5 protein-coding genes and 1 pseudogene are annotated in these 10,014 nt (G+C 37.4%); 3 read left to right on the top strand and 3 right to left on the bottom strand.

The annotated features are described in order from the left end of the window. Positions 1–583: 583 nt before the first annotated feature. The 3 genes and pseudogenes from ABYD77_RS15220 to ABYD77_RS15210 all read left to right on the top strand — a co-directional run bounded on the left by ABYD77_RS15220 (position 584) and on the right by ABYD77_RS15210 (position 4,369). Positions 584–2,281 (top strand): alpha/beta hydrolase family protein, encoded by a 1,698-nt coding sequence (locus tag ABYD77_RS15220; RefSeq protein WP_372770973.1) that lies wholly within the window; start codon positions 584–586, stop codon positions 2,279–2,281. A gap of 305 nt (positions 2,282–2,586) precedes the next feature. After that, positions 2,587–3,108 (top strand): annotated as a pseudogene (locus tag ABYD77_RS15215) (transposase); the annotation flags it as partial. Positions 3,109–3,502: 394 nt separating this feature from the next. Then, complete coding sequence (locus tag ABYD77_RS15210; RefSeq protein WP_372770972.1) at positions 3,503–4,369, top strand: GyrI-like domain-containing protein; 867 nt, start codon at positions 3,503–3,505, stop codon at positions 4,367–4,369. A gap of 523 nt (positions 4,370–4,892) precedes the next feature. Here the strand turns inward: ABYD77_RS15210 and ABYD77_RS15205 are convergent. From ABYD77_RS15205 to ABYD77_RS15195, 3 genes are all read right to left on the bottom strand, one after another. Beyond that, positions 4,893–5,609 carry a hypothetical protein gene (locus tag ABYD77_RS15205; protein ID WP_372770971.1) on the bottom strand — a complete coding sequence of 239 codons (717 nt, stop codon included), beginning with the start codon at positions 5,607–5,609 and terminating at the stop codon, positions 4,893–4,895. Positions 5,610–5,952: 343 nt separating this feature from the next. Further along, entirely contained in the window at positions 5,953–7,035 is a 1,083-nt protein-coding gene (locus ABYD77_RS15200) for a M35 family metallo-endopeptidase (protein ID WP_372770970.1), read from the bottom strand. A 188-nt stretch (positions 7,036–7,223) separates the two neighbouring features. Next, entirely contained in the window at positions 7,224–9,590 is a 2,367-nt protein-coding gene (locus ABYD77_RS15195; RefSeq protein ID WP_372770969.1) for a TonB-dependent receptor, read from the bottom strand. Between the last annotated feature and the right edge of the window lie 424 nt (positions 9,591–10,014).

The raw sequence follows: 10,014 nt of genomic DNA, 5'->3' as shown, positions 1-10,014 counted from the left end.
TTTTCGGTGTTGTTGTTGCCTGCAATCAACATTTTATGGGCTGGAAAAAGATTTCTTCAGGAAAGTTTCAGTTTAATGAAAATATTTTTATTGACCCATTTTTACTTTCTGGATTTGCGCTTATTGCAATCGTAAGAATGGTTTGCTTAATTCTTCAGTTACCGCACAAGAATAAGTAATCGTATAGATACTTAAGAAGGACCAATGGGTGACCTCTTGCGCCATTCACTCGCCATGGCGACTTAATAGCTACCTTTAACAATAACTTCTTGTTTTTTTTTATGTTTATTTATTAAAATAATAAGTCTTTAAGAATGTATAATAATTAAACAAGGATGTGGTCTGTGAAAAAATCACCATTTCTTTAACTCTAGCTATACTGTTAACTTTTTTTAGCAAGCTCGCCTATTCAGCTAATGGGCTTAAACAGTTAGGACAACTTCCAACTGTTAAAGATATTCAAATTTCCCCTTCAGGTAATCGTTTCGCGTACCTCCAAAATGTAGAAGGTAAAGTAGCGTTAGTTATTAATTATTTAGGAAAAAAAAGAAAGCCTAGTGTTTTTGCTATTAGCAATGCCGATATGCGTTCGTTTACATGGCTTAATGAAGAACGTATTTACTTTGTAGCTACTTTTGCTCAGTTATCAAAAGGTGATAATTACCGATTTACATTTGAACGCGGGGGATTGTTTGATTTAGAAGAAGAAGAAGCAATTTGGCCATTTAAAGGACAAAAATTTTCATACAACATTAGTGGTCCAAGTATAATCAATAGGTTACCTAATGACCCAGAGCACATTTTAATATCTCATTATCACAGTAATGTTAATGGGGATACAATAGAAGTGCTTTATAAAATGAATATCGAAGATGGCGATCGTGATCAATTCTTTAAAGAAAAAAGAAATACCAATTGGGTGATTGATGACGAAGGCGAAGTTAAAATCTATCAAGCATATGATTTTGAAGGCGAAAACCTGCATTGGTATTTTAAAGAATCTGCTTATAGCGACTTTATTCAATTAAAAATAAAACAAGAAGAGCAACTGGTCCCATTTAAAACGCAGTTTATTTTAAAATATGAACAATCGAATAACGAAATTTATTTTTATCAGCGTGAAGAAGAAGGCACCCTTAAGCTTGCTAAAGCGGGGATTGAAAAAGGCATCGTGGGTAGCAGTGAGATTGTAGCTGATTATGGTAAATATGACCTTGGTTACGCAATTAGAGACTACCATACTAGTAAAGCGTTAGGTCTAGGTTATACCAAAGACTTTAAACATGCAGATTACTTATTTGACAGTGATTTACGTCAAGTACAAGCCGATTTAGAAGCTACCTTTCCTAATTCTTCAGTCACCTTAACGTCCTATTCCAAAAACCGTACTCGTTTTATCGCTCATGTCTCAGGTCCACAAAATCCGGGTGAGTACTTTTTATATGATAGAAAAGCTGGTCGGTTAGATTTAGTGGGCAAAGAGTTTGGAATTGACGTCAACAGCCTAAATGCAGTTTCAGTTTTTACATATAAGACGAGTGATGACTTATCAATTGATGGCTATTTTACAACTCCAAAACAGTTCGAAGGAAAAAAGCCACCTTTAATCGTTTTACCACATGGTGGACCTGAGGCGAGAGATAACCTGAGCTTTGACTGGCTAAGGCAATTTTATGCAATGAATGGTTTTGCGGTATATCAACCAAATTTTAGAGGTTCATCCGGATACGGAAAGACTTTTGCTAAGTTGGGTTACGGCCAGTGGGGTCTAAATATGCAACGAGATATTGATGAAGGTGTTTCAGCTTTGATATCTGAAGGGAAAGTGGATGGAGAGCGAGTTTGTATCGTTGGCGCAAGTTATGGTGGTTATGCAGCGATGATTGGTGCTACAAAAAAACCGAAAAGATACAAGTGCGCGGTATCTTATGGTGGTGTAAGCGATTTAGATGATATCTTTTATCACACTAATAGACAAAATGGTAGTAATCGCTATTGGGCTAAAAGCATAGGAAATCGGGATGAGCAAGATGCATTAAATGCGAATTCACCAGTAAAACTGATCAGTGAAAACACATCACCAATCCTGCTTATTCATGGTGATCAAGATACGGTTGTGCCACCATATCAGTCGCGAAATATGTATAAATATCTGAAAAATCATGGGGTTAAAAGCTGTAAGTTGGTGGAGTTAGAAGGCGATGACCATTGGTTTTCAAGCAACCAATCTCGAAAAATCTTTTTAGAAGAGTCGCTTACTTTTATTAATAAGATTCTTTAGATTCATACAAGTAAAAATAAAAAGGCCACCCATCTTAATTAGTGTAAAAGCTAGGATATGACTAAGCTTTAATCAAAACTAGCTTTCTATCAAAAGGTGGCTTTATGGCAGTTCCGCGCCGCAATCAGGTGAGTTTAGTTGATACACCGTACTACCATTGTATTTCTCGCTGTTTGCGCCGCGCATTGTTGTGTGGTTAAGATAAAGTAACAGGCCAATCGCACGAGCACTGTCGCGTTTGGGTTGAGCACAAATTACTGTAACTTGCGAAGGTATTCTGCATTGATGTTTGTGCTTTTGCCGTAATGAGTAATCACACACATTTAGTACTGCATGTTGATGAAAAGAAAGCGAAACGGCACACTCAAAAAGCGATTATTCTGCGCTTGCATAAACTATTTAAAGGCAACTTACTCACACAAACATACCTAAGAGGCGATAAACTTGCCACGGCGCAATTGATTACCCTAAACGAAATAACCCATACCTTTCGTAATCGCCTAATGGACATCAGTTAGTTCATGCGTGTTCTCAACGAGGATATCGCCAGAAAGGCTAATTTTGAAGACCATTGCACAGGTCGATTATGGGAAGGTCTATTTAAATCACAAGCACTCCTAGATGAAGCTGCACTTGCAGCCTGCATGGTTTATGTAGACTTAAACCCAATACGTGCCAAATTAGCTAATACACCCGAGCAATCGGATTACACCAGCATTCAAAAACGCATTAAAGCTGCGTTAAATGATGGACAACCCAAACCACTGATAAAGTTTAATGGTAATCCAAGGAAGCACATGCCAAAAGGATTAGATATCATGCTAACTGCGTTAGAATTTATCAATGTAGAACAACTACATAAGAAAAAGTCTACCTTGTTATCATTTCATTTATCCAGCGTTATCTCTGATCTCGTACTTAACAGAATTGCTATCATTTGTATCAACACAGCTAGATGTGGTATTACGAACCAAAAATACATGGCGAGACAATTGCGTACTTTAAAATATATTCTGCTTGGTAATTCGGCATATCGCTCAGCAACCAACTCAAAGTAACCGACACTTATTTAATTTAGAATGTTAAGTGGAGGCTGTCCATTAGGTCATTGATGGTGGTTTGAGTAAACCTCAAAGTTCGCAAGCATTATCAATCTAATATCAAGTACTCTTTGTTTGTCGTAGCTATGTAGCCGAATCTTCGTACTAAAAGTGAAAAATAATGAAGCATAAACTCGTAACCAAAAATCAGTATGAACACCGCTTACTCAATGTCATTGACTATATTTACCAACATGTGGATGGCGAATTGGATGTTAATGCCTTAGCTGATGTTGCCTGTATGTCGAATTATCACTTTCATCGCATATATCGTGAATTTACCGGCGAAACGATAAATGTAACAGTGCGTAGAATGAGGTTGTTAAAGGCCGCGGCGCTTTTATTGCGAAGCAACTTAACTCAGCAACAAATTGCCAAGCTGGTTGGGTATAGCAGTGTTGAAGCATTTAACCGTGCGTTTAGTAAACACTATGGTGAAACACCCCATCAGTACCGAGTAACGCGTGTTGAAGAAAAAGTAACGTTGCTTTATCCAAAGTCTAACAAGGAGTACACCACTATGTATCAAGTTGAACAACAAATTGTGCCAACAATGAACTTAATTGGGGTTAAGCACAAAGGTGATTACATGAAAATAGGCCAAGCATTTGAAAAGCTATCAGTGATGGCAAGCAAGCACGGACTTATTGATGGAAACACACGTTTTTTTGGTATTTATTATGATGATCCGAAATCAGTGGAGCAAGATAAACTCACCGCTAAGGCATGCATTTCTGTTGATGTGAATAAATTACCTGAGCAGCATCAATTTGAACTGTTAACTATACCTTCATCAAATGCGGTTTCATTATTATTTGAAGGTGATTACCCTGAACTAGAAAAGCCCTATGAGTGGTTATTTGGTGAATATTTGCCACAAAGTGACTGCGAACTTAAGGACTTTCCACCATTTGAAGAATATTTGAATGATGTTAAAACCACACCACCTCAACAACTGTTAACGCGTATTTACTGTCTAACGGCGTAAACCAAAAACTGTGTGGCAGATTAGTTTTTACTTTGGTCACTAGCTTAAGTGGTCGCAGGCACATCTTTGTGCATTGATGATTCACAGGCTTGATTTGATATTTTCAAGGTTAGCTATCCACAGCTAACCTTTTTGCTATTTAGGCAATGGAATAGTGAGGTAATGTTGGAATTGGCATTTAAATTTTTGATTTTCTAGTCGAGAGTCATTAATTGAGGAACAATAGGTTTAAGGTCTGTGATGAATTTATTTATTATATAAGGTTAGTTGTAAAATTAAACTCTCCTCACTAGTGTGGAGAGTTAAGCCCGTTTACCCATTCATAAACCGTTTTGTGGTTGCTTTTACATTTAATAGCGGGGCAGTATATTGCCCCTTACAGTCTGTTAAATAATGTAAAATAGAGCGTAATATACAAGGAGTTTCCATTTTCTAAAGCAGAATCCGAAGCCTAAACCCTAACGTTATGTCACCCCTTAGCTTTTTATACACACGTTTAATCCATTGCTATTGAGTAGGTTGTTCAAGCTTTAAAGAGCTCGTCAATGTCGTTTTCAATTTGGTTAACTTTTTGTTTTTCTTTGTCATTTAATTGGTTGTAACTGGACTCTAAAATACTATCAATTTTATCAAATAGTTGATTTACTTTTGCGTGGTCATCTTGACTATCGAGGTGTTCAAATACTTTATTAAGTGTTTCATTCAATGATTTTAATTCATTTTTTTGCTGACCTGTTAATTTAGACACTAAGAGTTCGTCTCTTTTTGCAAAGGCAGTATCCAACTGATTGTTGAGTTGTTTATCGAAGCCATCACTTTCAATTTGTATTAGTGAATCGATTTTCTTGTCCAATTTGTCAAGTGCATCTTGTTCTTCAGGGGTTAATGCTTGTTCCGCTGCAGAGAAAATCCCGTCAATTTTGTCGAATAATGCATTGACGGCATTTTCGGATGATGACGACATGTGTTCATTTTCAAAAATTGCATTGAGTTTGTCATAACTGGCATTGAGTTCTTTTTTTTGTTCTTGCGATAAATGAGTCATGTAAATCTCATCTACTTGCTCAAATAACGAATCAATTTTTTGTGTCACCTTTGCCAAATTTGACAAATTTAAGGTATCTTGCATCGATTGTTGGGTGTTTTGTTGTAGCTCATTCGTTTTTTCTGTTACCGCACTCGCACTACCGTGCATTGTGGTGTTGTTCACATATGCTCCCGCATGACCGTTTATATTCATTCTGGCTTCCAAAATTATTAAAAATTATCAAAAGATTAGCATTAAAATTAATTGGATTTTGTATCGGTTTGTATCTGGCTATTCAATAGCATAAAGCGCACTTAGCGATCAGCTAACTTTTAGTAATTAAAGGGGAATGGTTGGATAAGTATTTTATAATGGATACAGAGGTATCTTATTGCGTTAAGTTAACTCTAAACACCAGTTAGATTGTTTTAAGTTCGATTAGGCGTTTTTCTCAGAAAATGGAATGTCAAGAGTCGATAAATAGAGATTAACAGCTTGAAGCCGATGTTTATCAACAGGATCAATCAATGATTGATCCTGTTGTGATTTGCCTAAATTAGTTTTGATTAGGCGTGTTTTCGGCAAAATATTCGTGGCTATCAGCATTTACCAATGCTTGATCTGGATTCGAAATAGCTAAGCTCTTTGCGCCAGATTGTCCGTAAACGATATCGTCGGTACCTGCAACAGCCGTAAAGTGACTTAGCTCATGCACAATCGTGCCTGCACGTGAATCTGTGCCTAGTATGTTTGCACTCCAAAATGCTCTGCACAGGTACACTTTGTAAGGCTGATTTGGGTAAACATATGCAAAGTAGGTTTTCTTACAACTACAGTCGAAAGTGAGTGGTTTGTTATCGATTGCATCGTTAATTGCATTGAAATTAGCACTTACTGTATTGTAACGAGCTGATGTTGCTTCACCAAACCAGGTTTGGTAACGGGCAGAAGTGTTAGCTGCGCTGTGACTATTTAAGTAAGAAACAGAATCGTTAGTAATTTGATCCGCAGCTGAAAGTGCAGCCATAATGTCGTTTTTTTGGTTATTATCGCAACGTCCTGTAAAGCAAGTGCCATTAATACAATCTCCAACAGGGCCACCACCTGGCTTTCCTTTGTTAGATGAACCTTTTAGCGAAATACCATCAAACCATAGTGAGACAGTGTTAGACTTTAATTGCTCAACTTGGCGTTGAGTTTGTTTATTTTTGCCATTTGTTTTGCCAAATAAATCAAATGATTTAACTTGGTAGGTTACTTCATAATTACCCGCTTGTGAGAAATCATACAAACCAGAAAGCTCAAAGGTTTTACTTAAACTTTGACCAGGTTTTAACATAATGAAGTCTTTATCTGTTGGTGCATGACGTTTGTAATGCGGACCCATAAATTGGATTGCTTCACCGTCGCGTGCAATTGCAAATAAATTTTCTTCATCTAGATCGGTATACCAACTTAATATTTTTTGCACCCCTTTACCGTTATTAGTAATGGTTAGCTCAGCTTGTATATTGCCGTTATCTAAGCTGTTGACATTTAAATCGACGTTTAGTGAGCGATTACTTGCATTTGCGAAGGTGGAAACGATTAAGCCGGTTAATGCAGCTATCGTTATGATTATGCGTGAGAGTGTTGTCATAATATTTCCTATTGTTGTTATTTAGTAGTACCCAAAAAGGGTAAATTAAATGTAGCAGATTTGTTACTAAATTTGAAATATTGAGAAATTTTAAATTATTTTTTTTGGTTGATGCCTAAATCGCAAGTGAGCTAAAAGTGCCGCTCTAAAAGAGCGGCACGACTTCAGGGCGGATTTTCTAAGTTAAATTAGAAAAAGGTATAGTCTATACGCACAGCAATATTACGCTCGGGTAAGAAATCAATGTAAGTTTGCGCAGTTGTTGTGTTAGTGCGTGAACGTTGTCTTTGATACGAAATGTCTTCACTGTCTAGTAAGTTGTTAATGTGTACACTCACTTTCACATCATCAGACACTTCGTAGCGACCGCTTAGATTAAGCGTGGTGTATCCTGGTACTTCATCGCCGTCCTTTGTATTAAAATGTGTAAAGTACGAACCATAAGTTGACACATCTAACCTTACAAAAGCAGGTTTCCCATTTAACTCAAAACCTTTATCAAGTGCTAAATAACCATTGTACTTTGGTACCATAGTCATTTCGTCTCCAGCTTTGCCACTGATAGCATCGTTATCTTCCGTTAATTCTGAGTTGGTGTAAGATGCATTGAATACAAGTGTTGTGTCATAGCCTAGATCTGCTGTAGATTCAAACTCTATACCGCGAGAACGTGCACCACCACCATTTGCTGTGAAACTGAATCCACAGGTATCCATGTATATAGATGTTTTAACATCGGTCCAATCAATGTGATAAACCGCGGTTGCGAAATTAAATTTACCGCCAAATGCTGAACCTTTAAAACCAATTTCGTAGTTATCAATTGAATCAGATGTATAACGATCTTTTCTGTCTTTTGCTTTTGGATCAGCAACACAAGATTGTGCTAATGGTGCGTTGTTACCACCAGGGCGGTAGCCTTCAGAGTACAAGGTATAGACAGAATAGTTATCACTCGGCATATACGAAACGCTTATCTTTTTACGATAACCATCTTCCTCACCACCAGTGATAACATTATCCTCAGACCAAATACCCGCAGATGTGGTGTGGCTGTAGTCTTCTAATTCAAATCGACGAAGACCCACATTGAGTTCAAGACCACCCATATCGCCTAGGTCAAAGTTATATGCTGCATCAGCAAATAAGGCAAATTCTTTGCTCCATGCACTGACACGCGCCGAGTTCCAGTTACGACTTGGTGTGCCAAATTTATCTAAGCCAGTTTGAGTTGCATCAACACCCCACCAATAAAGAGTAGACGCTGATACTCTGTCACCCGCTTCATGGTATTGCCATTGTACATTTGGGTTTGTTGGCTGGTCTACTTTGTCGTAGAACATACCTACTGTCCAAGAAAGATCTGAGTTTATATCGATATTTTGGAAGCGAAACTCGTGTGTTGTCCTGTCGTAGAAGTCGTCGTTAATAATCCAAGTGCGGAACAAGTCTGAAGCATCTAAACGTGACCAGTCATCTAAACCACCATCTTGAAATTCACGATATGAACCTGCATACGTCATACTGGCTATATCAAATAAATTGTCGTGTTCAACAGTCAGTGTAACTAGGTCAGTTTCGGAATAATAGCTGCCATCAATCAAGTTATACACCATATATTTTTCAGGTGCATCAGTGATTTTTTGGTCGCCTAATATACATTTAGCTCTGATTAGATTTTCATCACAGCCAACCCATGCGTGATTTACTTCATAACCATAAGGTGCATTTTCATCTGGTGTATAATCATGACGCCAATAACCACCAGGCTTTGAGGTATCACCTAATGTAGTACCTTCTGAACGGTATTCAGTTTTTACATACCCTAAAATAACATCGGTTTGCTCTGTAGGCGTCCACAGTAATTGAGTGCGAACAAAATTGCCTTGTGCAGCACTCTGATTGCCATTAAACATATTAACGTAGGGACGGCTATCATTATATAAGTTACCTGTTGCTCTTAGTGCAAGCGTGTCTTCGATTAAAGGTAAATTAACACCAATCGAAAGAGAGTCATCGTAACCTTCAACATTTTTCTCGCTTTTAATTTGCATTGAGCCAAATAATTCGAACTCATTCATGCGAGGTTTATTAGTAATAACACGCACAGTTCCGCCAATCGCATTTGAGCCATACAGTGTACCTTGTGGACCACGTAATACTTCCACGCGCTCAACATCAGCAAGGTTTGTGAACGAAAAAGGTACGTCATCGGTAAAGGTTGTTGTAGTGCCAGGCGCAGCACTGTTACCACCACTTAAACCACGTAGGATTAATTGTCCACGTGGCATTGCTGCACCAGCAAGAGTTCGGTAAAGATCTTGCGCGTTTAAATAGTTTCGGTTTTCGATTTCTGTGGATGACACAGATGAAACACTCATCGGTATTTCAATGATTGTTTCTTCCCTTTTACGTGAGGTAACCGTAATGCGATCGACTACTTTTTTTGCCTCGGCATTGTTTTCAGCTGGAGTTTCGTCTGCAGCCACAGCATTAAATGAGCAAAGAATTGCAGCGCATAACAATGATTTTTTTATTGTTTTAGTTTTTTCCATGATGATTTTCTCGAGTTGATATCGCGAAAATCATAAAACAAACGTTACAGCTGTCAACAGAGTGTTAATGTAATGTTGATAAGGTGATTTTGGATAGTTAGTTGTTTTTAATGAATTTTTATTTGAATGTTGAATAATTGATTGGTTTGTAATTGCTTGATTTAAATAGGATAATAAGTTGCTATATATTCCTTCTGGTTATTTTTAATTCTTTTTTGTTATAACTGTTATGGGTACATTGGTGTGATTTTATGAACTAAATTGTATTAAAAATCGCCCTACCGTTTACATTTATTAACATGTTAGGGTGTTGTGTCTGAATTGTTACTGAAACTTTGTAAGTTTTAATAAAATCTTTCATGGAAAGCATCGAATAATTCTTTTACTTAGTGTTGGCTGTTTAACTATCTGTCCCGGTTCGCAT

This window comes from Pseudoalteromonas sp., assembly GCF_041629635.1.
Taxonomy (GTDB): domain Bacteria; phylum Pseudomonadota; class Gammaproteobacteria; order Enterobacterales; family Alteromonadaceae; genus Pseudoalteromonas.
Note: the sequence above shows the minus strand (reverse complement) of the source record. Positions and strands in the feature narration are given on the sequence as shown.

What these genes read in the sequence shown, in the direction of transcription:
- ABYD77_RS15195 (WP_372770969.1), bottom strand. Translation starts at nt 9,590, where the DNA reads ATGGAAAAAACTAAAACAATAAAAAAATCATTGTTATGCGCTGCAATT.
- ABYD77_RS15220 (WP_372770973.1), top strand. Translation starts at nt 584, where the DNA reads ATGCGTTCGTTTACATGGCTTAATGAAGAACGTATTTACTTTGTAGCT.
- ABYD77_RS15210 (WP_372770972.1), top strand. Translation starts at nt 3,503, where the DNA reads ATGAAGCATAAACTCGTAACCAAAAATCAGTATGAACACCGCTTACTC.
- ABYD77_RS15200 (WP_372770970.1), bottom strand. Translation starts at nt 7,035, where the DNA reads ATGACAACACTCTCACGCATAATCATAACGATAGCTGCATTAACCGGC.
- ABYD77_RS15205 (WP_372770971.1), bottom strand. Translation starts at nt 5,609, where the DNA reads ATGAATATAAACGGTCATGCGGGAGCATATGTGAACAACACCACAATG.